Origin of the sequence: Maribacter sp. Asnod2-G09, assembly GCF_045063795.1 — a bacterium.
Taxonomy (GTDB): domain Bacteria; phylum Bacteroidota; class Bacteroidia; order Flavobacteriales; family Flavobacteriaceae; genus Maribacter.
The window spans coordinates 1,371,212-1,397,191 of record NZ_JBEFOA010000005.1; the positions used below are offsets into that span (position 1 = coordinate 1,371,212).

Below are 25,980 nucleotides of genomic sequence, written 5' to 3' on the forward strand. Positions count from 1 at the left end.
ATATATAAAAATTATCGAAAAACAATAATAAAATTTAAAAAAATGATTTCTGTTATCTTTCCTTATCAGTAAAACTACAGAGAAGTATAGATTAAATTTGAATCTTTGTTACGTATTCAAATTCTTACTGTAATAGATGTAAGCGTGACGCTTGCGCTATCGGTTAGCAACAAAATCTTATATTTTACACATTTTTGTAATACGGGTAGACGGGCTCTACTGTTTTAAGGCGCTCTTTTAGCTTATTGTAATATGGTATCCAATCTTTTAGTTGGGGCACGTTATAAAAAACCTCATCACGAGAGGCTACCTTTTCTTCAAAATTAGGGTCAGAACAAAGTTTGGAAATAATCAAACCTCTAAATCTTCGATCTGCTAACCCTACTAAAATTTCATTCGTGTTTTTTCCTTCTGCCTCTAAGCGGTCCATTTCCTTTAGTACGTTGGGCAGGTAGGAGTAGGTATCTATAAAAGCCTGACCTTGACCTTGGGCATAATCCACAATTGCATGGCCCCATTGGCGGAAACCCTCGATTGTGGTAAGGTCTACATTTGATTTTATTTGCTTGTAGTAGTCAACAAAATCATTATCAAAAACAGTATCTAGATAATCATCACCAAGCGATATTTTTGATAAGTCACGATTTGGTAATCCGATTTCTACTATGATATTTTCGACTTTCTTAAACCCAATATGAAAAACGGTTCCTGAATGTGTGTTGCTTCGTAAAGTAAATGTAAATCCAAGCCTAATAACAATATCCTCATTCTCCTTTATAAAAGATACAGGTCTTTTGCTTTGAAAAATAAATCCTTCACCATTAAACCAAGGTTTGCAAACCTTAAAAAGTTCCTTTTTTTTATCAGTAAGTGATGCCATCATTAAAAATTTAAATTCTTTATAAACTGCATATCGTAAAGCACTGCTAGCCCAAGCTTATAGCTTGTGCCGTTAAAGTTATGCCTTATTGTTTTTCTTCTTTTTTTCTGGTTCTTACTGTCAAAGATGCAAGCATGACGCTTGCGCTAGCTTGGTATTTTTTACTTACCGTAAAAACAGTTTCATCTTTCTTCTTTCTCAAAAATATGTAATGTGTTATCCCAGTCTAATTGGTAAATTTTTTCGTTGGCGTATTGCGGAATATCATTTCTTTTTAAAGCTTCGTTTTCTGCAAATTGGTGTTTCCAATCTATGATGTGGGTTTGTTTGTTTATAGCTAATAAACAATCTAAACCTCTGTTAATGTGTTCTTTGATTGTGGTTTCGGCAGTTATGATGTAATGCGTTTCGGTTACTACAAAACCCATGGTTCTCTTAAAGGTTCGCAAATCGTGTTTGGCAAACTCTTCTTTTAAATTTGTTACATTAAGTTGAGTGGTTTGTAAATCAATTTTCCAAAGGGTAAAGAAGTTAAAGCCTATTAAAGTATTATTTGGGGTATCTAGCTGACTACAATAGGAAGGGTTTATACCGGTAACGGTAAACCTATCCATTGTGTAGCTTACTGGATAATTAGACCATTGGTTTAATAATTTACCTGTATTCAACTCTAAAGCAATGATAACTCCTGAAAAACAAGAAACCAACAGTATATTATTAAATACGCCAATAAATTTATCTACCTCATAAGGGCGTTCTTCTTTTTTATCATACAGCCAAGTACCTAATTCTAAAAGGTTGAACTGCCAAAGGAGTTCTGCTGTGAGAAGTGAGTAGGCTTGGAGTTGGTTTTTGTTTTTATTACAATTTACTATAATACTATTTTCTATTAAATACTTGAATCCAATTAAGTTATTATTTAAATCACTTTCAATCTTTTTACTTTTAAAATTATAAATTTTTAAATTGTATAAAATCTCCCCATTTTCATTAAAATCAATTCTAGGCGATATGATTTTATAATTTTTATTACATAAAATCATATCATGATAAAAAACAAAATTTTTATCAAATTTTTGAATTATTTTAAAATCAGTATTTGTTAGAATGCTGGATTCATTAGTTCTAAAAACAAAATGCAAATATTCTAAATGAATAAAAAAGACATCAAAACTATCTGAAATAATGTCTTTAATATTAAAGTTGTTTAAAGTGACTTCTTTATTTTGAAATCTGTTTATTTCAAAATTAGTATCGACATCAATACTTTTAACTTTATTTTTCTTATCTAACTTTTTTAGCATTATTGAACTTTAATAAAATTATATAATTTTGGGTCTAAATTATTTACCCAACCATCAAAAAGGGTTTTCTTAGAATCTTTTATTAAATCTAATTGGTTAACTGGAATATCCCCAAACAAATTATTCCTTAAACTGGTATTCTCCCAAATAGCGTTAAAGATTCTTTGTCCTTTTACAGGGTCAGAAAACAACTCTTTAAATTGGTTTTTAATAATGGTTTCTCCTCCAGCACTTAATTTACGGGCTTCAAAAATGTATTCTAAGTCGTTTAAACTAGAAATATCGGTTAAATAGCCATCTATAAATTGGACTCTGTTTTAAGTTAATGTTTTTTTCTACTCTAGTAGGCAGGGGTTTTAAATTTCAATTTTCTTTTTTAATGATCACCTCATAATCTAAATCATAAAAGGTAACATCTGTCATGCCAGCTTCTTCTATGGCTTTTCTTAAACGTTCGGATACAATAAACGTGTAACCGTCATATAAGAAATCATAGCCTTTGTTTAAGCTTAAAACAGAAGGGATAAATTCATAATTCTTGTGGTTGGCTTTTTTTATCTCAAGTAATTCATCATATGATGATGCTTTTATGATTGTTATGTCATCTTTATTATTTTTATTCACTTTTTTAAATACTGAATTCTCAATACTTAGATGTGGGTAGTTCCATTGTTTAATAGGATAAAATAACCAATATTTATTTTCGGTCTTTTTTTGATAATTCCCAACTTTCAATTCTAAGAATTGATCTTCCGTTAAAGTAAAATCATTTAAAACTTTAAACAATTCGTCACTTAAACATATACCTCTTGTAAATGGCGTAAAAGCAGCTTTATGCCATTTTCGACTTCCACCACCACTAGACCATAACATGGTATTACGTAATATGGGTTCATTAAAGTCTAACTGTTCATGATCTGGAACATTAGTGTCTACGTATAATTGAATAGGTTTAGGGTTTTCCCATCTTTCTCTATTTCTTAATAAATGGACATCTAATTGTAAACGAGCAGTTTCTTCTTGACTACAGTATAGAAACCAATATTCATCAGGTGAAAAGATTTGATAATATTTCATTATTTCTAAGTATCTAAAATTCTGTTTACAGCGGTTATCCTGTCAGTAGCGCTATTTATTTTGCTCCAAACAAATCATTTACATAGGTACTTTCTTTTACAGATTTATCCAGTAAAGTTTAGAAATCTATTTAATTTCAATATAAATAAACATTCATAAACTTAACGTTTTTTATAATGCACCCGTCTTCAAAGAAATCAGTTCCCAATCTTGGTCTAAAGAATGATACGTACATACTTTTTGAAAACCTACGGCGTAATGGGCGCCTAATGATCGGCTGTTAGTAGCATCTACTTCTGTAATAATGGCATCGTAAGTTGGGTAGGAGGCTATTTTCATGGCGCTGTAAAGTCCGCGGAAAATTCCCATTTTCCTATGGGTCTTAGCAACACAAATTTGCCCCATGGTAATAAAATTTTGAATGTTGACGTTTTCTAATTCTGTAAACATCGGTCTTAAAACAGAGATTTCATCTTTAAAATCTTCAGTCATCGACAGGGCGTAACCTACTACGTTGTCGCCATCTTTCGCAATAATATGCGGACAGGCATTATTCATTCTAGTAAGAACATCTAAGGTATGGTGAACAGTAACGAAACCTTCTTGTTCCATTTCTAAATCAGAAACAGATGATTTTAAATTCATTTCTTGTAAAGAGAGAATTTGTATTAATTCTTCAGTAGTTGTGGCGGTCGTATATATCAAATTCATTTTAGTCAACTTTTAACCAAGCTTTACGAGCTTTTAATACTTTTTTTGAAGGAGCCTTTTCATTTTTCTCCACCAAGCTAATTACATAGTTAGGGTTAGAGTATAAGGTGACTTCCGTATTTCTTTCTAAACCATCTCTTAAAAATGTTATTGAAAGGACATCATTTGGCTTAAACTCATCTTTGATAAACGTATCGAATTGAATACCGTTTGGGAATTTATCGCCATTTATTGTGGTAATGGTATCGTCCTTGTCTAGCCCAGCAAGGTAAGCGGGACTCCCAATTTTAGTATTGCTTCTAATTTTACCATTTAAATCGTCTGTTATAGATACAGCGGTGCCAAAATAAGCCGCTTCTGTGTTTTGAGATAAACTTACACCTACGGTTTTAAATAGTTCGGTATAGCTTGGCATTTCGCTTTTGTAAATAAAACTATTGAAGAAGTGATCTCCAAACTCCTTACCAGCATAAAGGTTTAAAGCCTTATTGAGATTTTCTACGGTATACGGATTTTCAGTTTTTCCGTAGGTATTCCAAACCTGTTTCATGAAATCATCTAAATTCAATCCGTTTTCACGTAATGATAAATCTAAGGCTAATCCTAAAACGCTACCGTATGAATAATAGGATATAAAAGTATTCTCTCTGTTTACAGGGTCAACGGAAGTTGCCGCATCTACAAAAGGAGCTTGGTAACTCATTTCTATAGGATTGAAAAATTGACGTGCAGGAGAGTTCCAAACATAATTGAATGTACCGGTTAATCCTTCCACATAATTTTCAGGCGTAATTAATCCTGCGCGGCATAAAATTAAATTCGTGTAGTAACTGGTAAAACCTTCTGCAAACCAAAGCTCGCCGCTCATATTGGCTTCTTCAAAATTGAAAGGTTCTAAAGATTGTGGTCGTATACGTTCCACATTCCAACTATGAAAAAACTCATGAGAAACAGTACCAATGTTAGCATCCATTCCTCCGTTGGCTAATGTCCGCGTACTGGTTAAAATGGTTGAGTTTCTATGCTCCATACCGTCACCAGAGGCATTTGGCATATAGCAAGCTAAAAAGGTATAAGAACCATAGTCAAAGGTTGGTAACTCTCCGAAAACATCCTTTTCGGCAAGCACAACTTTCTTAACCTTCTCAAAATACGTATCGGCTTCTTCTTCTGTGCCAGGGTCGTGTAATGCTAGTTTTATGGTTTGCCCGTCTACCTTAAATTCTCGCACTTTATGGTTGCTTAACTCCGTCGGGCTATCCATAAAATAGTATAGATTGGGTGCGCTATAGGTATTGTCTTTTACATGAGGTAATTGCGTAGCTATCTTCCAATTCAGATCATCTCTTGTTTTAAAGTCAACTTCAATTTTTCTTTTATTAAGTGAAGGGGCATACATAAATGTTGCCGGAATATTTAAATGCGCATGAGATTCATCTATTTGAGAATAGGTGCCATCGCCTCTATTCGCAAAAAGTGCGTACGATATTTTAACGGTACCATCATGACCAGAAACGTTCCATGCGTACGGATTAGTTCTTGAAACAGTTAAGTCATTGCCTTTACTGTCGGTAGCCTTAAAGTTATAAACGTTTTTTGCAAATTCATGTAAAGCATATCTACCTGGCGAAGTTCTGCTCATTCTAAGTGATAGCGTATCTTCAGACACTTGAGGAAATGTAGCTGAAACCGTAGCCTCGTGATGCACGGCATTTTCGAAAGAGATGGTGTAGTTGTTGGTTTGTGCAACTAATTGTACTGATTGTAAACAAAAAAGTAATACTGTAATAAGGTAGCGCATACGATGATTTTTAGCTAAGATACTGAAGCTAATTCATGTTATATGCAGTTAAATTTTATAAAATGTGATGTGAATTATATAATCTGATTTTTTTCGAATCTATCTTCAATAGTTTCTTTAATACCGTTTAAAATATATTCGGTAATTGGTTTTGTAACGAAATCTATAACCAAATGTTTTTTCTTTAAGCGCTCTATATCATTACGATAAGCAGAAGAGGTTAAGATAAAAACCATACAATTGTCAACTTTTGCAAATGTTTCTAATTGATCCATAAATTCCCAACCATTCATTACAGGCATGTTGAGGTCAAGAAATATGATATAATTGTTCGATTCTTTATATTCTTCTGTTAAATACTCAATAGCAGGTTTTCCATTAGAAAAACTAATGATATCACCTTTTAATTCGGCATGTTTAATTCCTTTTTCGAGTAAAAAAGTAAAAATTGGATCGTCTTCAATTAGCAATAGTTGATATTTCATTTATTTTCTTCTATATCAATTACATTTATGGTATTTTCAACAATGTCTTTAATAACAGTGTCTATTTCATCTGCAGAGGTAAATATATAATTTAGCACTTGCTCTTTCTCTTCAACGTTTAATTTTCCTTTATCGTCTGTCAATAAGTTAATTAAACCCATTAATCTTGCCACAGGTGCTCTTACAATATGAGATTGTGTCCATGCAATTTTTTTAAGCTGAGCATTTTGTTCTTCAATCGCATTTAGGTGGAGCACTTTCGTGGTAACATCTTTAGAATTGACAACAATTCCACTGATGGTAGGTTCATCGAGTTTATTGGTGATAACGGTTTCTAACCAGATCCAGTGACCAGACCCATGCTTATAACGAAATGGCTTAATCGTTACTTGTGGTATTTCGAGAACTTTTAAGAATTCGTTGTAAACCATATCATAATCATCTGGGTGAACACGGTCAAAAGCACTATTACCTACAAATTCTTCGGGCGTGATATTTAAAATTTTGGCTGAAGTAGGGCTAGCATAAGAGAAAACTGCCTTTTCATTAACAATGCAGATCATATCGCTACCTTCTTGAACCAATGTTTTGTAACGACGTTCGCTATTTTCTAATTTCTCTTCGGCTTTTCTCTTTTCGGTAATATCTCTTGTAGTAACAACTACTCCGTTTATTGAAGGCTCATTGAGTTGGTTGGTTATGATGTTTTCGAACCATTTCCATTCACCATTAATATCTTTAAATCTAAATGGTTCTATTTCAACAGATTCACTATGTATTATAGAATTAAATCTTTCTTTAACTCTTTCTAAATCGTCTACGTGTATATAGTCAAATGCATTAGTGCCTGTATACATTTCTGGAGCTGCACCCAGTACTTTCATAACACTAGGGCTTACGTATGTAAAAATAGCTTCTAAATCTAAAATAGAAATAATATCACTACTTTCTTGAACTAATGTTTTAAATCGGCGTTCGCTATTTTTTAATAGTAATTCAGCTTTTTTCTTTTCAGTATTATCTCTTGCAATACAGTAGTAGACGCGATCTTTTTTATCCCAATTAGAAGACCAAAGCATGGGAACTATCGCTCCGTTTTTATGTTTATACCTATTTTCAAAATTGACGACTTTTTTGCCAGATAAAACCGATTCGGCAGAATCTTCGGTCAATTTAATATCTTCATCATAAACCAATTCAAGATATTGGGTGCCTATGATATCTTTGGGTTCATAACCCCAAATTTGAGTACATGCTTTATTGACACTTAAGAAATAACCATCTTCATCTAAGGTGCAAATAATGTCAAGAGAGGTGTCCATTATTTTTTGTAGCTCTTCTTTAGCACCTATAAGTACTTGTTGAGACAATACTTCTGAGGTAATATCTTTAGAGAAGCAGGTAATACCGATTTTTTCACCTTCTTTATTATATAGAAGATCAAATGAGGTAAGCCCATAAGTTGTCCAGAATTTCTTTGGATCTTGAATTTTTTGTTTCACAGAAAAGGCACCACTAGTTAATGTTTTATTATAGTATGCTTTCCATTTTTTGGTCACCTGAATTGGGACATGGTCAGAAAAAACTAATTCACCTTCCTTAAAAGGCTCGCCTTGAATTTTTGTAACTAGTTCATGGTATGCAGTATTAGCTGTAATTAGCCTAAAATTTAAATCAACCGACCACATTAAATCCTTAGTGCTATTAATCATGGCTTCTTGGTTATTTTTAACTCTATGAAGCTCTGTGGTATAGTTCTTTTTTTCAGTGATGTCTTGTACGGTACCGTACATTAATTGTGGTTTCTTATCCTCACTCCACTGAAGTACTTTTCCTTTATCTTGTATCCATTTATAATTGCCTCCTTCTTGTAACATTCTATATTGAACATTACACCCATCTGAAGGATAGTTTAAGCAATCGAACATTTTTTTCTCTACTTCGGCTAAATCATCTTTATGAATTAGGCTGAACCATGTTTCGGTTTTAAACTCTGATAAAGTTGTTTTATTTAGACCATAAATTTCTAGTGCCTGTTCATTTAAAGTAAGAGAGTCGTTGATAAGGTTACGCTCCCAAATACCAATTCCTGTAGCATTGACGATATTGTCTAAAAGTTTACCTTTTTGTTCCAAGTCTATTTTCTGATCTTCTTCTATCTTCTTAGATTTTCGAAGATCAAGCAAATGAACAACTTGTTTGGCAAGTGTTCTAAGGCTTTTAATTTGAAGCTCGTTAAGTTTTCTCGGTGCATAGTCAATAACACATAGAGTACCTAGACGAGAACCATTTTCAGCTGTTAACGACGCACCGGCATAAAAACCAACATTGGGGTCGCCTATAACAAGACTGTTGTTGCTAAATCGATTATCTTTATGAGTGTCTTCTACAATTAATAAGTCAATGTCTTCGCTAATGATATGTTTACAAAACGAATCTTTTATAGGTGTTCCTGTAGTATCTAAACCATGGTGAGATTTAAAAAATTGTCTTTTATCATCTACTAAAGAAATTAGGCTTGTAGGTGTGTCACAAATAGAGGCAGCAAGTGATGTTATCTCATCATAGATAACCTCTGGGTGGGTATCCATAATGTCATAAGACATCAATGTTTCTAATCTATTAGTATCTAAAATATTACTCCCGTTCATTTAATCCTTATCAAAAGACATGTACTTAATCCAATACTTTAACGTCAAAGTAGGAAATTTCTTTAAAAAAAGAGGCAAAAATATACTTTAAGTTTATCTTGTACACGTAATAAGTAGTTTATTTTTACAATTATTGCGATTTTTCATATTTGTAAGTTGCTATTAGTCAGATTTCTAAAATGATTTTATCAGTATTTTTAGCTTAAGCTTGAATAATTTTTAATAATATGTACATAGAGGTTAGAAAAATTACAGGAATTCGTTAATTAGATACCATTCATTTCATAGAAAGGCTATTTTTGCCATATGACCCAACTACCTAAAAAATTATTGAAAGTATTAGAAAATCGTAAAAAAGAGGAGACCTTTCGCTCTTTAAATTCCCTCGACGGACTAATAGATTTTCTTTCAAATGACTACTTAGGTTTTGCTACGAATGAAACTTTATTTTCTAAAACGTTTCAATTACTATTAACAGAAAGTGTTGCATCGAATGGTTCTGGGGGATCTCGACTTTTGTCAGGTAATCATAAACTTTATAAAAAATTAGAGCCTTTATTAGTTGATTTTTATAAAGCAAATGCAGCTTTAGTATTTAACTCGGGCTACGATGCTAATATGGGGCTATTTAGTGCAGTGCCGCAACGAGGCGATATAATATTTTATGATGAGTATGTACATGCCAGTATACGAGAAGGTATACGAATGAGCAATGCTAAGGCATATAGTTTTTTACATAATAATTTGTCTAGCCTAAAGGAAAAAGTAGCACTAAATACAGGTAGAAATGACCATGAAGATTACGCTGTTTATATAGTAACCGAAAGTGTTTTTTCTATGGATGGTGATACGCCCGACTTAAAAGCATTTGCAAAGTTTACAACAGCTAACGAATATCATTTAATCGTAGATGAGGCTCATGCAGTTGGTGTTTCAGGAAGTAATGGGGAAGGATTAATACCAGAACTAGGTCTTGAGAAAGATGTTTTTGCAAGAACGGTAACATTTGGTAAAGCCTTTGGTTGCCATGGTGCAGCTGTACTTGGTTCTGATGATTTAAAAGATTATTTGGTAAATTTTGCCAAGCCGTTTATTTATACCACTGCATTAACGCCACATACCTTGGCAACAATTATTACGGCCCATGAATATATGGGTGAACTTGGAAAACAGCCAAAAGCACTATTGACAGAAAATATAGTTTATTTTAAAAATCAGTTGGTCTCACATAAAATAGAACAGTTTTTTATACCAAGTGATACCGCCATACAAGGATGCATAATTTCTGGTTCTAAAAAAGCCAAATTGGTATCGAAAAAGTTAATTGATAAAGGTTTTGATATAAAGGCAATTCTATCGCCTACCGTACCTGAAGGTCAAGAACGACTCAGAATATGTTTGCATAGTTTTAATTCTAAAGAAGAAATAGGACTTTTAGTAAAATTGTTAGCTAGCTTTATATAATATATGGAAGATAAATTTTATCAGCTAGCTTCTTTCGAATACGTAGCCGATGTGCAAATTGTAAAAGGTAAACTAGAGTCTGAAGGTATACCGGTATTTCTAAGAGATGAGAACACTTTAAATTCAGATCCGTTAATAAGCAATGCCATAGGCGGAGTAAAATTGCAAGTATATTCTAAAGATAAAGAACGTGCAATTGCCATTTATGATGAGATAAGGGCTTATGCCGTAGATAATGATGGGGAACCTGTTGTTTGCCCTAATTGCAAGGCTCAAAAATCTGAACCATATTATAACAGCAAGGGAGTATTTTATAAACTTTTTCCTTTTTTTGAAAAAAGAAAATATAAGTGCCTAAATTGTGGAATGATCACTAACTCAAAGTAAGAATACATGCAAAAGATATTTGTAACAGGAATTTCAACAGAGGTAGGTAAAACTATTGCATCGGCAATTTTTACCGAAGCATTACAAGCCGATTATTGGAAACCGGTACAAGCAGGTGATTTAGATAACACTGATACAGATAAGGTAAAGAGATTGATATCTAATGAGAAATCTAAATTTCACCCAAGCAGCTATAATTTAAAAGCAGCTATGAGTCCGCATGCAGCGGCTGAAATTGAAGGTATTGAAATTGATAGATTTCATATTAATGAACCAGAAACAGACAACAATTTAATTATTGAAGGATCTGGTGGTATTTTGGTTCCTTTAAATGATGAAGATACCATGTTCGACATCATCATGCCCGATTATAAAGTTATAGTGGTTTCTAGAAATTATTTGGGTAGCATTAATCATTCGCTATTGACTATAAAATGGCTGTTGCACAAAGGTTATGATGTTTCGGTATTATTTAGCGGAGATGCAAATCCTCATACAGAAAATATAATTCTTCATAAAACAGGAGTATCCTTAATAGGTAGAATCGATGAAGAAAAAGAATTCACCAAAGAGGTCATTAAAAAGTATGCCGATAAATTTGAGGGTATTTTGAGAACCTTATAGTCGCTGTAAAATTTCGGCATTATCTACTGTGGCAATCACCTTATAATGTTTTGCTAAATAAGCATCTATATATTCATTTTCTTCAACTTCCTTTTTATCGAAAATTCGTCTTCCCTTTCGAATAACAACTGTTTTGGGTCTTAGCTCATGCATGATGTATTTAATTTCATCGACAGAGTTTTTTCTAGGATTACCGTAAAAAGTAAATAATTCATTTCTACATATATTACTTGGGTGTGTAGAAGCGGTTGTGGGTGGTAGGGTGTCTAAATTCCAATACCCGATATGGTACTCAAAAAACAGAATGTTTTCAGTATCTAAATTATGCTCTAAGATATACTGCGGGGCAGAAAACCCTTCCCCGTTAAAGAAAGTCCCTTTTTCAAATTTGTTCTGTATAACATTTACATATTCCAGGTAACTTTCAGCAGGAATCAATAAGGCAATAAATGCAACGTAAACGGGTAATTTCGGTTTGTACTGTACTATTAAGTTATAGATGACGATGCCTACAAGAATAAGTAGCATAGGGTGTAATTGTATAAGGTAGTGACCATTGATTCTTCCGCCTTTTGCAAATGAAAATAAAACTCCCACAATGGCAACCAATAGCAGTTGAACAGTTCTGTTTTTGAAGTCAAGCTTTTTGCTTTTGTAGGCATATACAAGAAATAGTGCTGTAATTACAAAAATAGGTGCGAGTTTAAAAATGGAATATCTTCTTGCTCCGGTATATTCTAAAGGTGCCAATACTACAGACTCCCACCAAGTATAGGTTTGATCGGTTAAATAGTAGGGTACAATAGTCGCTAAAATTAATGATATAACGCCCGTTCCAAATAGCAGAACATGAAAAACAGATATGTTTGTTTTTTTGAAAATAGACTCATATGTCAAGAACATACCTATAAATAGAATAGGGAAAGCCATATTCAATTTCACCATAACCGTAGCGCCCATTAAAAGTCCGGCAAAGAAAATGTAACCAAGAGATTTTTTAGTTTGCAGAATATAAATGGCAGGCACAAATAAGGCAATGCATATGTGTTCAGACATGACACCTTGTAGACTACCAAAAAGACTTAATAGAACAATGCAAAATGCCCCAACAAGAATAGCAGCCTTTTTAGGTATCATCGTAAGTGCAATCTTATAGGTGTAAAATGCAGTAATGACTACTAGAAATACACCGGTGAGCCGAATAGCTATAAAGCTTTTTCCAAATATGGATATAATGCCAGCGAAAAAAGCAAAAGTTAAAGGCGGTTTTAGATCCCATAACTGGGTATAAGGTAAAAAACCATTAGCCCAAGATTGACCTAAAAGTATAAAGGTACTTTCATCGCGATCTATGTAGTCTCTAAAGAAAAAAGGGAAACGAATAAAAAAAGTAATTAAAAAGAACAGGAAAAATATAGCTGTATTCTTCAATTCGGAAAAATTTAAAAACGCTTTTTCGTTTCTTTTTAAGGGCATCTCTTTGTTGCGGTTTATTTCCCGATCTTTGCAAGATAGATAAAATGAAGAATTATAAATTCTATGAAAGTGGAAAATCTATCTAGTCGAGATAAAAAATATTTATGGCATCCATTAACCCAGCATAAGTTAGGTAAGCCACAGTTACCTATAACTAAGGCAAAGGGTGCTTTATTGTTTGATGAGGAAGGAAAAGAGTATATTGACGGTATTGCATCTTGGTATACCGTAATGTACGGTCATGCAAATGATTATATTATTTCTGCAATGACCGAGCAAATGCAAAAGTTAGATTTTGTAATGTTCAGTGGCTTAACTCACGAACCGGCAATAGAATTATCTGAAAAATTAATGCCCATTTTGCCTGATAATCAAGCAAAACTATTCTTCAACGATAATGGTTCTACAGCTATTGAGGCAGCTATAAAAATGTCGCTTCAGTATTTTCATAATAACGGAGAAAAAAGAGATACATTAATCGCCTTTGAAGATGGTTTTCATGGCGATACGTTTGGTGCCATGAGTGCATCTGGTCTGTCGTCGTACAACGGTCCGTTTGAAGATTTTCTTTTAAAAGTAATACGAATACCTACTCCGCAAGAAGATAATATTGAAGAAGTAAAAAGCAAGCTATCTGAAATTTTGAAAGATAATAGCTGCGCAGCTTTTGTTTTTGAACCATTAGTACAAGGTGCAGCAGGTATGAAGTTTCATTCAGCTGAAGGTTTAGATGCTTTGATTGGTCTTTGTCAGGAGCATGAGGTGTTATGTATAGCAGATGAAATAATGACGGGTTTTGGTAAAACAGGTAAGAATTTTGCATCCGATAATTTAACGAATAAACCTGATGTTATTTGTTTGAGTAAAGCACTAACAGCAGGTATGTTTCCTTTAAGTATTACTAGTTGTTCGCAGAAAATTTATGATCGTTTTCTTAGTGATGAGGTGCATAAAGGTTTCTTTCATGCGCATACGTTTAGCGCGCATCCTTTAGGGTGTGCAGCTGCATTGGCGGGCATTGAACTTTTGAATTCTCCAGAAATAATAGAAAGAAGAAGTTATATTGAAAATGCCCATAACGCATACGCCAACAAAATTCAGAATCATAAAAAAGTAAAAGAAGTAAGGGTAATGGGTGCTATTCTTGCTATAGACCTTGAAATAAAAATGGAGCGTTATGGTAATTTACGTGATCAACTTTATAACTTCTTTTTAGAAAGAGGGGTTTTATTGCGGCCTTTAGGTAATACCATTTATACATTGCCGCCCTACGTAATTACAGATGCCCAACTCCAGAAAATTTACGACGCCATCAGTGAGGCTTTAGATACATTTTAGATTAGAATTTGAAAGAAAAAATATCCATAACAGCCATAGCTTCGATGTCACCTTTAGGTAGCACATTAGAAGAAATTTGGGCGGCTTATCAGAACAACGAACATTACTTTTCACTGGTTGAAGAGAATGAAGGTAAATCTTGGGTAGCGCCATTATCACTATCTGCACGATTAAAAGTAGATGAACTTAGAGCGTCTGATAGTAAATACAAAAAATTAGATGATAGTGTACTATTCGCAATGGTAGCTTCAAGAATGGCAGTGAAGCAATCGGGTTGGGAAAACACAGCTGAATTCGGAATCAATATGGGTTCGTCTCGTGGGGCAACAAAATTATTTGAGCAGTATCATTCAGAGTATTTAGAAACAGGTATTTCATCAACTTTAAGCTCACCAACAACCACATTGGGTAATATTTCATCATGGGTTTCTCATGATTTAGGAGCAACCGGACCAGAAATATCACATTCCATCACCTGTTCAACAGGCTTACATTCGGTTTTGAACGGAGTGGCTTGGCTTAATAGCGGAATGGCAACTAAGTTTTTGGTAGGTGCCAGTGAAGCTCCGCTGACCAACTTCACCATTGCCCAAATGAAGGCATTAAAAATTTACGCAAAAGCACCAGAGTCAAACACTGGTTCTGTAGTCGATATCTTAACGGTAGTTGAGCGTAGCCGAAACTACCCTTGCCAAGCACTAAACCTAAAGAAAGAATACAATTCTATGATTTTAGGCGAAGCTGCATCAGTAGCATGCCTAGAAACGGGAGTAGTAAAAAATGCCTTAGCTATAATAGACGGAGTAGGGTATGCAACTGAAATATTGAAACATAATACTTCTATTTCGGCTAATGCCGTATGTTTTCAGAAATCTATGAAAATGGCTTTAGGCGACTTCGATATAGCTGAGGTAGATGCAATAGTAATGCACGCGCCAGGCACTATAAAAGGAGATTCATCAGAATATAGTGCCATTAAAGAAGTATTTGGCGATGATATGCCTCAACTAACAACCAATAAATGGAAAATAGGGCATACGTTCGCTACTTCGGGTATGCTAAATCTAGAGTTGGCGGTTTTAATGTTGCAACATAATAAGATGATTACGGTGCCTTTTATTGAAGTAAAACCTAGTAGCAGAAATATTAAAAAAATACTGGTAAACGCAGTTGGTTTTGGTGGTAATGCAGTGAGTATTTTAGTAAGTAAAAACGAATAAACGAAGTTAAAAGAGAACAGATGTTGCGGCTTGGTAATTTTTTTAAAACCTACCAATTATTTTTTCAATTTAAATTCCGTTATTTTTGAACCCTGGTAACAACCTAAGATTATATGAGCGAAGCAAGACACAATTGGTCAAAAGAAGAAATTCTAGATATATACAACAAGCCTTTAATGGAGCTACTTTATGAAGCTGCATCTGTGCATAGAAAAAATCATGACCCTAATACGGTACAAGTTTCAACCTTACTTTCTATAAAAACTGGTGGTTGTCCAGAAGATTGTGGCTATTGTCCACAAGCTGCTCGTTACCACACCGACATTGAAGGAAATGACCTTATGGCTGTTTCTCAAGTTAAAGCTCAAGCGCTAAGGGCTAAGGCATCAGGTAGTTCTCGTGTTTGTATGGGTGCTGCATGGCGAAATGTAAAAGATGGTCCTGAGTTTGACCAAGTTTTAGAAATGGTACGTACCATTAACAAGCTTGACATGGAGGTTTGTTGTACTTTGGGTATGATTACCGAGAATCAGGCAAAGCGTTTAGCAGAAGCAGGCTTATATGCTTACAATCACAATTTAGATACTTCAGAAGATTATTATAAAGATGTAATTTCTACTCGTGCCTTTGAAGATCGTTTAGATACAATTGAAAATGTTCGTAAAAGTAATGTAACCGTTTGTAGCGGTGGTATTATTGGTATGGGTGAAGCATTGGAAGATAGAGCAGGTATGTTAGTTGCTTTGACATCATTGAATCCGCAACCGGAATCAGTGCCAATTAATGCATTGGTTGCCGTAGAAGGTACACCTATGGAAGATATAGAGCCAGTTTCTATATGGGATATGATCCGTATGGTCGCCACTACAAGAATAGTAATGCCAGAGACGCAGGTACGTTTATCTGCAGGTCGTACAGAAATGAGTAGAGAAGGACAGGCAATGTGTTTCTTTGCCGGTGCCAATTCTATTTTTGCAGGCGATAAATTATTGACAACCCCTAATCCAGATGTAAATGAGGATATGGCGATGTTTAAAATGTTAGGTCTAAATCCGCAAAAGCCATTTACAAAGGTATCACAACCTAAAACTGTAGAGGCAGAAGATTCTCAGATTGAATCTTTAGGTGAAAAACCAAAATGGTCTAGACCTGGTCATTCTATTGAGCGTAATGAAACTGCGAAGCAAAAAGCTAAAATTGTTGAATAATACTACATTATTACATTTTTAAGAAATTATTTTCTTAACGTTAATTACCTTTGTTTTCCCTAAAAAACCATGTGTAATTGAAGTTAGCAGATATTCCAAGGGTAAAACATATTACCAAGGAGAACTTTATTAATGATTACTTTAAACCTCAAAAGCCTGTTGTGTTAGAACAGGCTATTGAAGATTGGCCTGCTTTTAAAAAGTGGAATCTAGATTATATTAAGGAAATAGCTGGTGATATCACGGTGCCTTTATATGATGATAGACCTGTACAGCATAAAGATGGTTTCAATGAACCGCATGCCAAAATGAAAATGTCGGCGTATGTGGATTTATTGAAAAAAGAGCCTACCAAGTATAGAATATTTCTTTGGAATATTTTAAAAGAAGTACCGGCATTGCAAAAGGATTATAAGTTTCCTGATTTCGGATTAAGACTTTTAAAAGGGGTGCCAATGATGTTTTTTGGGGGACGTGACTCTTACACTTTCATGCATTACGATATAGATTTGGCGAATATATTTCACTTTCATTTCGATGGAGAAAAGGAAGTAGTACTTTTTCCTCAGTCAGAAACCGAAAAGCTTTATAAAGTTCCGCATTCTCTAATTACCCATGAGAGTATAGATTTCTCGAATCCTGATTATAATAAGTGGCCAGCTTTGAGAAAAGCAAACGGATTTAAAACGACCCTTTGTCATGGTGAAGTCTTATATATGCCAGAAGGTTATTGGCATTATATGAAATACAACACTCCGGGGTTTTCAATGAGTTTACGAGGGTTAGCGCGTAATCCTAAGAATTTGGCTAAAGCATCGTATAACATTGTGATAATGCGTTACTATGATGTGCTAATGCGCAAATTAAAAGGGCAAGATTGGATAGATTGGAAAAATAAAGAAGCAATTTCTAGAACCAACAAAAATCAAAAAGTATAAAGAGAAAATTGAATGCGTATTATTTTATAAGCTCAAATGTTTTCTCATACACTAAATGACTTTCCCAACCACGGTATAAAAGGTAATCGGCTAATTTTTTTCTCCGCTTTTGAATATTGGTTTCTGTAATTTGTTGCAATCTTTTATGAGCTAAATCATCTAAAGTTGTCAAGTAAGCTTCTGGTTCAATTTCTTTCAGGGCGGTGGTAATATTGTATTTAGAGATATTTCTGAATTTCAGCTCCCTAACAATTCTATTCTTACCCCATTTTTTAATATTGAATTTACCACGAGCAAAACTTTTGGCAAAGCGTTCTTCATTTAAGAATCTGTCTTCAATAAGCTGGGCAATAATAGTATCGACGGCTAATGGGATCATACCCATGTCTTTCAATTTCGAAACCACTTCTTTATGGCAACGATCTTGGTAAGCACAGTAGCTTTCTATCTTTTTTGTGGCTTCCTGAACGGTATAGCCTTTAGTTTTTTGGTTCAAATCTGATGTTTAAATAACATTTAAAATAAAGATGATTACGCTGCAAAAATATAACCAAAAGCAAAGGATAAAATAAAAAATACAATAATAGTCCCTACAAGGATAGCTATAAATAGTAAAACTTTAAGAATTGATTCTGCAACGCTTAAATTGTAAAGTTTTCCATAAGCATACGTATAATAAAAAACTAAAAAGAATACTGTTATAAGATAAACAGATGGCGATGTAAAAACTGAAACTGTAAAGATTATAGATGTAACTATAAAAGATATGCTTTGTATGTAAGAATTAATTATCAAATGTTCGGCATAATTATAAGGTTTTCGGTAAACAAGAAAAGCCATATAGGTATAAAGTGGCATTAATAAAATTACTAACAAGTTGAAATACTTTAGCATGAATGAACTTGCATTAGTATTAATTTCTAGAACTTCTTTTTCATATGCTACTTTGTCAAAATTTTCTCCTATTTGTTTCTCCATTATATTTGACATCATGGAAATTGATTGCTTACTTGATTCGAGGTTGAGAGCTAGGTATTGGTCCGCGAAAAAATTAAATAAAAATATTGCTATTGCAGTTGTTAATCCTAGAATGGTAAAAGGATTCATATAGCGCTTTCTTGTGCCGCCAAGATATTCTTTGAAGACAACATGAGGTCTTAATAATAGGTTTTTTATGGTAAAGAAAAATTTATTGTCCCAACCAAAAAGATTATTCGAAAGGTCTGTTGTTAACCCTTTAATAGATAATCTATCATTCACAATTTTAGCACCACATTGATTACAATAAAAGGAATGGTTAACAAGGGTTGAAGAACAGTTTTTGCAAGACATTTACTTTGGTTGATTAGGAATTTGATTGTTAAAATACATAAAAACCTAAAACAAAAAAAGCGACCCTGTTGAGGGTCGCTAGGTTTTTAATATTAGTGCAATACAGCACTACTTTAAATTATCACCTATTATAAAAAGTTATACCCAAGTACTATAGAAAGCACTTTGTAATCAGACGAAATAGCTGCATAGTTACTAAGCAATGCTCTTCTAGGGTTATAGTTCAATTTAATACTAGCATTTTTGTGAGCAAAACCTAATCCAAAATTAAAAGAAGTACGAGGTGCGATTTCAAAATCGCTGCTAGATTCAAAATCTATATTAGAATCTAAAGCTGTGTCAATTTGAAATGCAGAATTTAAAAATATTTTAGAATCGGAATTAAGAAAAAAGTAATGTCTTACCCCAACAGAAGTTTCAATTGATTTGTAATCTACAGAGACCTTTTGAAATTCAAATTGTTTTTCACCTTCAAAAGTTTGATACATAGGTTGGATAAACAATGACCATTTGTTTTTGTTAAAAGGCAAAATAGCTTCTAGTTCGACACCAAATCTTATACTTGAGTTGTTTTCAAGTTCAAAGTTAGTACTTGATTGAGGTGACTTAAAATCCATAGAAGCAGAATTTAAACCAGCACGTATGCCTAAGTTAAATACGTTTTTATTATTGTTTTGTGAGGTGGTAGAGTTTATATAGTTAGGATTTTTACATTGATTGTATAAAGTAAAAAACGAAAGTAATTCAGACTTTCTATAATCAGTAGATTTAACATCGTTAAGAGATAAATTTCCACATTTTAAGTCATCCCACAATTGTTTTTTATATTCAGTGTTCTCTCCAATGCGATTGTTTTCGGTGAGGTATTTTTTATAAATTAATTGTGTTGTAGAAGCGTTGTTTAGGTTGTAAAAGAATCTTATTAGATTACTATCTTCATAGTAAAATAAATTTGCATCACCTTCGGCTAGCTGTTCAAGAAATAAGGTTTCTTGGGTTAATTTAGCTTCTTTTATCTTACTTAATCTTTTAAGAATCGATTTAGACCTATCTATTTTCACCTCTTTTCTTGTGTACTTTTTTCCGTTTTCAATAGAGAATTCGGCTATGTTATGGATTCCACCTTCTTGAACTTCAGCATTGGAATCAATTTTATATTCAAATTTTGTAGGGTTGTTTTTCCAGCCGTTGTTCTTAATAAGACAATTTATCTTTTCTCCAGAATTATCAATAATATATCCTGGTTCAAAAGTAATTTGGCCAAAGGTGTTAAAACTCAAAAAAGTCAATAGAAATACAGATAGATATTTTTTCATCTTCAATTGAAATGGTTAAGATTAGTTAATATGCTTCATTCATTTTTAGCAACAAAAAAAGCGACTCCGTAAGGAAATCGCTTTTTTCATTAATATATTGTTTTGCCGTCTTTGTTTTTAAAACGGTATTCAAGATACGTATACGCATCACGTGGTTGAATTTTAATCCATCTTTTGTATTCTAAGAACCATTTTGTTCTCATTGATGGAAAACCTTTTGTTATATAGGCTGCTATAAACGGGTGTATATTTAGTGTTATACTATTGTCTTTTGCAGGTCCTTTAAGGAGTTTTTCAAGGTCCGATGTAATTTTATCTATTAAAACAATAGGTGCTTCCACCTCTTTCCCTGCATTGTTAGGGTCCTCTTCAGTTGTTTTAATATTCATTTCAGGTCGTACCCTTTGTCGGGTAATCTGAATTAAACCAAATTTACTAGGAGGTAGTATTTTGTGTTTGGCACGATCATCTTTCATCTCATCTCTAAGATGTTCAAATAGCCTTTTTCTATGTTGTGGTTTTACCATATCGATAAAATCTACAACTATAATTCCGCCCATATCACGAAGGCGTAATTGCCTTGCAATTTCTGATGCGGACAAAAGATTTACCTCTAGGGCAGTGTCTTCTTGGTTTTTGGCTTTGTTAGATCGGTTACCACTGTTTACGTCTATTACATGAAGTGCTTCTGTATGCTCTATAATTAAATAGGCGCCTTTGCTCATTGCGGCAGTTCGGCCAAAAGACGTTTTAATTTGTCTTTCAATACCAAATTTTTCAAAAATAGGTACGTTGGTGTTATAGTGCTTAACGATCCTCTCTTTTTCAGGAGCAATTTCCGACACATAGTCCTTAATTTCATTGTATAAGGTGTCGTCATCTACATGTATACCGGTAAAACTATCATTAAATACATCTCTTAAAATAGAAGATGCTCTGTTTAGTTCTACGAATACTTTTGATGGTGTTTGAGCACGATGTAATTTTTTACACATTGCTGTCCATTTGTTCAGCAAGTTTTCTAGATCTTTGTCCAGTTCTGCAACTTTTTGTCCTTCTGCGACTGTTCTAATGATAACACCAAAACCTTTAGGTTTAATGCTTCTAACGAGTCTTTTTAACCTGTCTTTTTCTTCCTTGCTCGCTATCTTTTGAGATACGGAAACACGGTCAGAAAAAGGAACCATTACCAAGTAGCGTCCGGCAATTGATAGCTCAGAACTAATTCTTGGTCCTTTAGTAGATATAGGTTCTTTTACAATTTGAACCAATAATGATTGGTTCGCTTTTATGACATCGGTGATAACACCATTTTTGTCAATATCGGTCTCGGTCGGGAAATTTCCTAAAGTGTAATCATTTAGTTTTCCTGTACTCACTTGTTTTATGAACTTAAGCATAGAAGACAACTGTGGACCAAGGTCATGATAATGCAAGAATGCATCTTTCTCATAACCAACGTTTACAAACGCTGCGTTAAGCCCAGTTACCGGCTTTCTGATTTTGGCAAGAAAAATATCGCCTACAGAAAAGTCGTTACTATTTTCTTCTTTATGCAGTTCAGTGAGTTTTCCGTCCTTTAACAAGGCAAAGTCAACAGATTGGGAACTAGATCTTACGATTAATTCTCTATTCACCTGAATATATTTTTAGTCGCATCGCCTATTAAAATAGGGAACGAACTGATTAAACAATACCATAGACAAATACAGATGTACTTGCCGAAATCCGAATTCTGGATCTCTATGTCAATGAACGTATTTTAAAAAGAAAAAGTAGTTATTAAAACTACTTTTTCTTGTGTCGGTTAGCTCTTCTACGCTTCTTGCGCTTGTGTGTAGCTACCTTATGTCTCTTTCTTTTCTTACCGCTTGGCATAAAGTTCTTTTTTTAAGATTAATTATTTTACGTGTACGTTGCTCTTAACTCCTTCTACAAAAACCTTTGCAGGCTTAAATGCTGGAATGTTGTGAGCGGGTATTTTAATAGTTGTGTTCTTGGAAATATTTCTACCGGTTTTTTCGGCTCTAGTTTTAATGATAAAACTACCAAAACCTCTTAGGTAAACATTATCACCACTTTCTAATGATGTTTTTACCTCTTCCATAAAAGATTCAACAGTTGCCTGTACATCTCCTTTTTCAATTCCCAGCTTATCTGAGATCTTCGATACAATTTCCGCTTTCGTCATCTTTCAATATTAGATTTTCTGTATGTTTTTTCGGGTTGCAAATATATAAATTAAATTCAATCTTTCTTTCTAATGGGTTAATTTTAAGTGTATAAACTGCTACTTTTATCACTTAGTATAGAATAGCATGTCATTTTCGAGTAAAATTTTAGATTGGTATCATGAAAATAAGCGCAGTTTACCATGGCGAGAGAGTACTGATCCATACAAAATTTGGCTATCAGAAATTATTCTTCAGCAGACTCGTGTAGCTCAGGGGACCCCGTATTACTTGAGTTTTGTAGAAAATTTTCCCACTGTTTATGATCTTGCCAATGCAAATGAAGAGCAAATTTTAAAACTTTGGCAAGGACTCGGGTATTATTCACGAGCTAGAAATCTTCATGCAGCTGCAAAAATGGTGGTCAAGCAGTATGATGGTAAATTTCCTGATAATTATAAGAAACTTTTAACACTGAAAGGGGTCGGCGACTATACTGCAAGTGCTATTTCGTCTATTTGTTTCAATGAAGCACAAGCCGTAGTAGACGGAAATGTGTATCGTGTACTCTCTAGATACTATGGTATAGACACACCTATTAATAGTACAGAGGGTATTAAATATTTTAAAAGCTTGGCTCAAAAAGTCATGGATCCCGCTAATATTCGAGATTATAATCAAGGTATTATGGAGTTTGGTGCTATACAATGCTCCCCGAAAAAGCCTTTATGCCTGCATTGTCCTTTAAATGATAGTTGTGTTGCTCTAGAAAAAGGCTTGGTAGATGCTTTGCCAGTAAAGTTGAAGAAGACAAAAGTGCGTAATCGATACTTCAATTTTCTTATACCAATATATAAGGATGCTGAAGGGAATCAATTTACAAGTATACATCAAAGAATCGGTAAAGGTATTTGGCAGAATCTATGGCAGTTTCCTTTACTAGAGTCAGATAATGCATTAGAAATTGAAGATATTACTATAAGGTATAAAGAAGTACTTGTTAATATGCAGTCTAATGAAGTGCTAGCATATAATGAAAATGCAATTGTACATAAGTTGTCGCATCAACACTTACATACAAAGTTCTGGTTAGTATATATAAATGATGATTTTGCAGATAAGATTCCCGTTGAAAAAATAAGCGATTTTCCGGTGCCAGTTTTAATCGCAGATTTTATCAAAGCATTTAAATTTTAGTACTTTTGATTTTTATATCTTTAAGTTATGAGCGGTACATTAAATAAGGTAATGTTGATTGGGCATTTAGGTGATGAAGTTAAAATGCATTATTTTGAAGGAGGCGGTAGTATTGGTAGATTTCCAATAGCTACAAATGAAACATATACCAATAAATCTACTGGTGAACGTGTTACAAATACAGATTGGCACAATGTGGTAGTTAGAAATAAAGCTGCTGAAATTTGTGAAAAATATTTAAGTAAAGGCGATAAGGTATATGTAGAGGGTAGATTGAAAAATCGCCAATGGCAAGGTGAAGATGGTAATACTAGATATTCAACTGAAGTTCATGTGCAAGAATTTACATTTTTGACTACCAAGAAAGAGGGTATGCAAAACAATGGAGGTTCAGCGCCTGCTGCTCAGAAACCAGCAAGTATTGAAAATAAAGCCCCATCTAAAGCGTCTGCACCTGCATCTGCAAGTCCAGATGAGGATGATGATTTACCGTTCTAACAAAATTTAAATAGCAACTATTGGACCCAGACCCCTTACCGTTATTAATGACAACATTGGTTGTAAACGGTGTTTTTGCAATGAATATAGTTGTACTATGCGTACTGCTTGTTTGCTCTGCACTTATTTCGGGAGCAGAAGTGGCTATGTTTGGTCTTTCAACAACTGAAATTAAAGAGTTACAAGACGAAAAATCTGCTAAAAGTTCTATTTTAATTAAGCTTCTAGAGCGCCCTAAAAAATTATTGGCAACTATACTGATAGCGAATAATGCCATTAATATTGGCGTGGTTTTATTGTTTAGTATCATAGGTGACACGCTTTTTGAAAATATAAATCAAGTATTGTTCGGTGTTGTATCGGTACGTTTTCTATTAGAAGTCGTGGTCGCTACTTTTCTTATTTTAATGTTCGGTGAAATTCTGCCAAAAGTATATGCCAACAGAAATAGAATGAGCTTTGCGCATTTAATGGCTTACCCGTTACGTGTGTTAGATTTTATTTTTTCGCCATTGAGTTTGCCAATGCGTTCAGGTACATTGTTTTTATACAACAAGCTTGGTAAGCAGAAATCAAGTTTAAGTGTCGATCAGTTGTCACAAGCTTTAGATTTAACCTCTCATGGCGATACTACTAAAGAAGAGAAAAAGATTTTAGAAGGTATTGTAACCTTTGGTAATACAGATACCAAGCAAGTTATGAGACCTCGAATAGATATTTTTGCCCTTAATGAGCAAATGAAATTTCCTGAAGTTTTAGGAGAAATAAAGAAGAACGGGTATTCTAGAATTCCGGTTTTTGGGGAGAATATCGATACTGTAAAAGGTGTTTTGTATGTAAAAGACTTGTTGCCTTATCTAGATCGAAAAACCTTTAATTGGATGACCTTGATTAGGGAGCCATATTTTGTACCTGAGAATAAAAAGTTAGATGATTTATTGGGTGAGTTTCAAGAGAAGAAGAATCACTTGGCAATAGTTGTAGATGAATATGGTGGTACATCTGGTTTGGTATCTTTAGAAGATATTATTGAAGAAATTGTAGGTGATATAAGTGATGAGTTCGATGATGAAGATTTGATTTTCTCGAAATTAGATGATTTTAATTATGTTTTTGAAGGAAAAACGCCTCTTAAAGATTTTTATAGGGTTATTAAATTAGAGGATAGCGAAATCTTTGAAGAGAACAAAGGGGAGTCAGAAACCTTGGCTGGTTTTGTTTTAGAAAAGGCAGGCAGTTTTCCAAGACGTGGAGAGAAAATAGTATTTGAGTCTTTTACCTTTGTTGTAGAGGCAATGGATAAAAAAAGATTAAAACAAATAAAAGTAACCTTGCCACATGAAGAGTAAGTCGTTCGTTGGATTTTTAGTAGTATTCCTTTTAATGGTTAGTTGTAATAATGAACCTACGCTTCCTAAGCCTAAGGCTAAAATGCGATTAGAATATCCGCAGGGTAAATTGGCAGATTTAGAAACTGAGAACTTTAGTTTTAAGTACAATCAACTGGCAAATGCCGAACCTAATGGCGATCAAGCTTATACCATTTCATATCCTGAAATGAAAGGTGCTATTTTTCTAAGCTATAAAAAGATTGATGGTAATTTGGATCAATTAATTAATGATTCTAAAAGACTTAGCTATGAACATGCTGCTAAGGCAGATAACATTGTAGAGCAACCATACGTAAATCCGGATAATAAAATATATGGTGCTTTATTTGAGGTACAAGGTAATGCAGCTTCGCAATCTCAATTTTTCGTCACCGATAGTACAGAGCACTTTTTAACCGGTTCTGTGTATTTCTATACAAAACCTAATTATGATTCAATTCTACCTGCAGCGTCGTATCTTCAAAATGACATTAGGGGAATCATAGAAACACTTCGTTGGAAAAAATAGAGA

General features: G+C 33.8%; 24 protein-coding genes. 11 read left to right on the forward strand and 13 right to left on the reverse strand.

Annotated elements, in window-relative coordinates:
- Window positions 1-184: 184 nt before the first annotated feature.
- From ACJJVT_RS17940 to ACJJVT_RS17970, 7 genes are all read right to left on the reverse strand, one after another.
- Window positions 185-880 (reverse strand): hypothetical protein, encoded by a 696-nt coding sequence (locus ACJJVT_RS17940; protein WP_405400549.1) that lies wholly within the window; start codon window positions 878-880, stop codon window positions 185-187.
- A 182-nt stretch (window positions 881-1,062) separates the two neighbouring features.
- Complete coding sequence (locus ACJJVT_RS17945) at window positions 1,063-2,184, reverse strand: hypothetical protein (protein ID WP_405400551.1); 1,122 nt, start codon at window positions 2,182-2,184, stop codon at window positions 1,063-1,065.
- A gap of 363 nt (window positions 2,185-2,547) precedes the next feature.
- The gene (locus ACJJVT_RS17950) at window positions 2,548-3,261 is read right to left on the reverse strand and encodes a hypothetical protein (RefSeq protein WP_405400552.1); all 714 of its coding nucleotides are present in this window, start codon (window positions 3,259-3,261) and stop codon (window positions 2,548-2,550) included.
- Window positions 3,262-3,432: 171 nt separating this feature from the next.
- Entirely contained in the window at window positions 3,433-3,972 is a 540-nt protein-coding gene (locus ACJJVT_RS17955; RefSeq protein WP_405400553.1) for a GNAT family N-acetyltransferase, read from the reverse strand.
- Window position 3,973: 1 nt separating this feature from the next.
- Window positions 3,974-5,773 (reverse strand): M61 family metallopeptidase, encoded by a 1,800-nt coding sequence (locus tag ACJJVT_RS17960; RefSeq protein ID WP_405400554.1) that lies wholly within the window; start codon window positions 5,771-5,773, stop codon window positions 3,974-3,976.
- 74 nt (window positions 5,774-5,847) lie between these two features.
- The gene (locus ACJJVT_RS17965; RefSeq protein ID WP_405400555.1) at window positions 5,848-6,258 is read right to left on the reverse strand and encodes a response regulator; all 411 of its coding nucleotides are present in this window, start codon (window positions 6,256-6,258) and stop codon (window positions 5,848-5,850) included.
- On the reverse strand, window positions 6,255-8,909 hold the full coding sequence (locus ACJJVT_RS17970) for a PAS domain S-box protein (RefSeq protein WP_405400556.1): 2,655 nt from the start codon (window positions 8,907-8,909) through the stop codon (window positions 6,255-6,257). The genes ACJJVT_RS17965 and ACJJVT_RS17970 overlap by 4 nt, the downstream gene beginning before the upstream one ends.
- A 306-nt stretch (window positions 8,910-9,215) precedes the next feature.
- On the opposite strand from ACJJVT_RS17970, the gene ACJJVT_RS17975 reads away from it, so the two are divergent.
- From ACJJVT_RS17975 to bioD, 3 genes are read left to right on the forward strand one after another with little or no spacing between them, the layout of a single operon-like run.
- Window positions 9,216-10,373 carry an aminotransferase class I/II-fold pyridoxal phosphate-dependent enzyme gene (locus tag ACJJVT_RS17975; protein ID WP_405400558.1) on the forward strand — a complete coding sequence of 386 codons (1,158 nt, stop codon included), beginning with the start codon at window positions 9,216-9,218 and terminating at the stop codon, window positions 10,371-10,373.
- Window positions 10,374-10,376: 3 nt separating this feature from the next.
- On the forward strand, window positions 10,377-10,760 hold the full coding sequence (locus tag ACJJVT_RS17980) for a DUF2007 domain-containing protein (protein ID WP_133688402.1): 384 nt from the start codon (window positions 10,377-10,379) through the stop codon (window positions 10,758-10,760).
- 6 nt (window positions 10,761-10,766) lie between these two features.
- Window positions 10,767-11,384: a dethiobiotin synthase gene (bioD, locus tag ACJJVT_RS17985; protein ID WP_405400560.1), complete on the forward strand. Its 618-nt coding sequence runs from the start codon at window positions 10,767-10,769 to the stop codon at window positions 11,382-11,384.
- On the opposite strand, the gene ACJJVT_RS17990 is transcribed toward bioD, so the two are convergent.
- A complete protein-coding gene (locus tag ACJJVT_RS17990) occupies window positions 11,379-12,815 on the reverse strand; it encodes an ArnT family glycosyltransferase (protein ID WP_405400561.1) in 1,437 nt (478 codons plus the stop codon). The two genes, bioD and ACJJVT_RS17990, sit on opposite strands and share 6 nt — an antisense overlap.
- A gap of 114 nt (window positions 12,816-12,929) precedes the next feature.
- Between ACJJVT_RS17990 and bioA the strand changes: the two genes are divergently transcribed.
- The 4 genes from bioA to ACJJVT_RS18010 all read left to right on the forward strand — a co-directional run bounded on the left by bioA (window position 12,930) and on the right by ACJJVT_RS18010 (window position 17,564).
- Window positions 12,930-14,198: an adenosylmethionine--8-amino-7-oxononanoate transaminase gene (gene bioA / locus ACJJVT_RS17995; RefSeq protein ID WP_405400562.1), complete on the forward strand. Its 1,269-nt coding sequence runs from the start codon at window positions 12,930-12,932 to the stop codon at window positions 14,196-14,198.
- 8 nt (window positions 14,199-14,206) lie between these two features.
- Entirely contained in the window at window positions 14,207-15,418 is a 1,212-nt protein-coding gene (locus ACJJVT_RS18000) for a beta-ketoacyl synthase N-terminal-like domain-containing protein (RefSeq protein WP_405400563.1), read from the forward strand.
- Window positions 15,419-15,531: 113 nt separating this feature from the next.
- Window positions 15,532-16,626, forward strand: coding sequence for a biotin synthase BioB (gene bioB / locus ACJJVT_RS18005; protein WP_405400564.1), 1,095 nt, complete (start codon window positions 15,532-15,534; stop codon window positions 16,624-16,626).
- Window positions 16,627-16,703: 77 nt separating this feature from the next.
- Window positions 16,704-17,564: a cupin-like domain-containing protein gene (locus ACJJVT_RS18010; protein WP_405400566.1), complete on the forward strand. Its 861-nt coding sequence runs from the start codon at window positions 16,704-16,706 to the stop codon at window positions 17,562-17,564.
- Window positions 17,565-17,583: 19 nt separating this feature from the next.
- Here ACJJVT_RS18010 and ACJJVT_RS18015 read toward each other — a convergent pair whose 3' ends face one another.
- From ACJJVT_RS18015 to ACJJVT_RS18035, 5 genes are all read right to left on the reverse strand, one after another.
- Window positions 17,584-18,060: a regulatory protein RecX gene (locus ACJJVT_RS18015; RefSeq protein ID WP_405400569.1), complete on the reverse strand. Its 477-nt coding sequence runs from the start codon at window positions 18,058-18,060 to the stop codon at window positions 17,584-17,586.
- Window positions 18,061-18,095: 35 nt separating this feature from the next.
- Entirely contained in the window at window positions 18,096-18,824 is a 729-nt protein-coding gene (locus tag ACJJVT_RS18020; RefSeq protein WP_405400571.1) for a DUF3667 domain-containing protein, read from the reverse strand.
- 200 nt (window positions 18,825-19,024) lie between these two features.
- Complete coding sequence (locus tag ACJJVT_RS18025; RefSeq protein ID WP_405400572.1) at window positions 19,025-20,212, reverse strand: tRNA modification GTPase; 1,188 nt, start codon at window positions 20,210-20,212, stop codon at window positions 19,025-19,027.
- Between the two features lie 89 nt (window positions 20,213-20,301).
- Window positions 20,302-21,849, reverse strand: a complete 1,548-nt coding sequence (locus ACJJVT_RS18030; RefSeq protein ID WP_405400573.1) for an Rne/Rng family ribonuclease — start codon at window positions 21,847-21,849, stop codon at window positions 20,302-20,304.
- A gap of 263 nt (window positions 21,850-22,112) precedes the next feature.
- Complete coding sequence (locus ACJJVT_RS18035; protein ID WP_027065813.1) at window positions 22,113-22,403, reverse strand: HU family DNA-binding protein; 291 nt, start codon at window positions 22,401-22,403, stop codon at window positions 22,113-22,115.
- Window positions 22,404-22,530: 127 nt separating this feature from the next.
- Between ACJJVT_RS18035 and mutY the strand changes: the two genes are divergently transcribed.
- From mutY to gldD, 4 genes are read left to right on the forward strand one after another with little or no spacing between them, the layout of a single operon-like run.
- Complete coding sequence (gene mutY, locus ACJJVT_RS18040; protein WP_405400574.1) at window positions 22,531-23,580, forward strand: A/G-specific adenine glycosylase; 1,050 nt, start codon at window positions 22,531-22,533, stop codon at window positions 23,578-23,580.
- Between the two features lie 27 nt (window positions 23,581-23,607).
- Window positions 23,608-24,078: a single-stranded DNA-binding protein gene (locus ACJJVT_RS18045; RefSeq protein WP_405400575.1), complete on the forward strand. Its 471-nt coding sequence runs from the start codon at window positions 23,608-23,610 to the stop codon at window positions 24,076-24,078.
- 20 nt (window positions 24,079-24,098) lie between these two features.
- Window positions 24,099-25,427 carry a gliding motility-associated protein GldE gene (locus tag ACJJVT_RS18050; RefSeq protein ID WP_405400576.1) on the forward strand — a complete coding sequence of 443 codons (1,329 nt, stop codon included), beginning with the start codon at window positions 24,099-24,101 and terminating at the stop codon, window positions 25,425-25,427.
- Window positions 25,417-25,977, forward strand: coding sequence for a gliding motility lipoprotein GldD (gldD, locus tag ACJJVT_RS18055; protein WP_405400577.1), 561 nt, complete (start codon window positions 25,417-25,419; stop codon window positions 25,975-25,977). The genes ACJJVT_RS18050 and gldD overlap by 11 nt, the downstream gene beginning before the upstream one ends.
- Window positions 25,978-25,980 lie beyond the last annotated feature (3 nt).

What these genes read in the sequence shown, in the direction of transcription:
- ACJJVT_RS17940 (WP_405400549.1), bottom strand. Translation starts at nt 880, where the DNA reads ATGGCATCACTTACTGATAAAAAAAAGGAACTTTTTAAGGTTTGCAAA.
- ACJJVT_RS17945 (WP_405400551.1), bottom strand. Translation starts at nt 2,184, where the DNA reads ATGCTAAAAAAGTTAGATAAGAAAAATAAAGTTAAAAGTATTGATGTC.
- ACJJVT_RS17950 (WP_405400552.1), bottom strand. Translation starts at nt 3,261, where the DNA reads ATGAAATATTATCAAATCTTTTCACCTGATGAATATTGGTTTCTATAC.
- ACJJVT_RS17955 (WP_405400553.1), bottom strand. Translation starts at nt 3,972, where the DNA reads ATGAATTTGATATATACGACCGCCACAACTACTGAAGAATTAATACAA.
- ACJJVT_RS17960 (WP_405400554.1), bottom strand. Translation starts at nt 5,773, where the DNA reads ATGCGCTACCTTATTACAGTATTACTTTTTTGTTTACAATCAGTACAA.
- ACJJVT_RS17965 (WP_405400555.1), bottom strand. Translation starts at nt 6,258, where the DNA reads ATGAAATATCAACTATTGCTAATTGAAGACGATCCAATTTTTACTTTT.
- ACJJVT_RS17970 (WP_405400556.1), bottom strand. Translation starts at nt 8,909, where the DNA reads ATGAACGGGAGTAATATTTTAGATACTAATAGATTAGAAACATTGATG.
- ACJJVT_RS17975 (WP_405400558.1), top strand. Translation starts at nt 9,216, where the DNA reads ATGACCCAACTACCTAAAAAATTATTGAAAGTATTAGAAAATCGTAAA.
- ACJJVT_RS17980 (WP_133688402.1), top strand. Translation starts at nt 10,377, where the DNA reads ATGGAAGATAAATTTTATCAGCTAGCTTCTTTCGAATACGTAGCCGAT.
- bioD (WP_405400560.1), top strand. Translation starts at nt 10,767, where the DNA reads ATGCAAAAGATATTTGTAACAGGAATTTCAACAGAGGTAGGTAAAACT.
- bioB (WP_405400564.1), top strand. Translation starts at nt 15,532, where the DNA reads ATGAGCGAAGCAAGACACAATTGGTCAAAAGAAGAAATTCTAGATATA.
- ACJJVT_RS18025 (WP_405400572.1), bottom strand. Translation starts at nt 20,212, where the DNA reads ATGAAAAAATATCTATCTGTATTTCTATTGACTTTTTTGAGTTTTAAC.
- ACJJVT_RS18035 (WP_027065813.1), bottom strand. Translation starts at nt 22,403, where the DNA reads ATGACGAAAGCGGAAATTGTATCGAAGATCTCAGATAAGCTGGGAATT.
- mutY (WP_405400574.1), top strand. Translation starts at nt 22,531, where the DNA reads ATGTCATTTTCGAGTAAAATTTTAGATTGGTATCATGAAAATAAGCGC.
- ACJJVT_RS18045 (WP_405400575.1), top strand. Translation starts at nt 23,608, where the DNA reads ATGAGCGGTACATTAAATAAGGTAATGTTGATTGGGCATTTAGGTGAT.
- gldD (WP_405400577.1), top strand. Translation starts at nt 25,417, where the DNA reads ATGAAGAGTAAGTCGTTCGTTGGATTTTTAGTAGTATTCCTTTTAATG.